This window comes from Streptomyces sp. NPDC001709 (assembly GCF_053596375.1).
Window position 1 is genome coordinate 1 of sequence record NZ_JBSFGB010000158.1, and the last position, 1,006, is coordinate 1,006.

The following is a 1,006-nucleotide window of genomic DNA, read 5'->3' on the forward strand; positions in this document are numbered from 1 at the left end:
GAAAGGTGATGCTGCGCGCGGACCTCGTCCGGTTCGCCATCCTCGCCCTCCTCACCCTCGCCGTACTGACCGACCAGGCCAACATCTTCCTGCTGATCACGGCGGGATTCGCACTGGGCTGCGCAGACATCTTCTTCGACATCGCCGCACAGGCCGTCATGCCCGTGGTCGTCTCCGGAGACCAGGCACTCATCCGGGCCAACAGCCGGATCTCCGCGGCCCAGATCAACGGCGAACAGCTCGCAGGCCCCCCACTCGGCGGCGCGCTCTTCTCCCTGTCACAGTCCCTGCCGTTCCTGGGAAACGCGCTCTCCTTCCTGACCAGCGCCATCTTCGTCGGTTCCCTCAAGGGCGACTTCGCGAACCCGCCGACCGACGAGCCGACCCAAAGGAGCCTTCGCGCCGAGGTCGCCGAAGGACTGACCTGGCTGCTCAAGCACCGAGTACTGCGAGCACTGTCCGCCACCGCGGCCATCGGCAACCTCGTCTTCACCGCCAAAATGTCGCTGCTGGTCCTGCTGGCCAAGAACCAGCTCGGCCTCGGAGACATCGGCTACGGCCTGCTGCTGAGCTCGACCGCAGTCGGTGCCTTCATCGGAAGCCTCATGTCTTCCTCGATCTCCAAGAAGATCCAGGTCGGCAGCATGCGATGCATCGGCATGTCCGTCGAAGGACTGGCGGTCGCCGGACTCGGCCTGACCGCAAACCCCTGGGTCGCCGGCGCCATGATGGCCACCATCGGATTCTCGATGAGCGTCCAGATCGTCATCGTCGGATCGCTGCGACAGCGCCTCGCACCACCGGAAATCCGCGGACGCGTACTGTCCGCAAGCCGGTTGATCTCGCTCATGGGCGCACCCTTCGGAGGCGTACTCGGCGGCTACCTCGCCGGTGCGATCAGCCTGCGGACCCCATTCATCACAGGCGGCCTCCTGATGATCCTCGTCGCCCTGGCCAGCCTGCCCGCACTCAGCAACCGCTCCATTCGAGAAGCGACACAAGAAGC

Annotated in this window: 1 protein-coding gene; it reads left to right on the top strand. The window is 65.3% G+C overall.

Annotated features, from left to right (window positions below):
* The coding region (locus tag ACWC0C_RS48405; protein ID WP_450871562.1) for an MFS transporter at positions 1-1,006 on the top strand (1,006 nt) is incomplete at both ends.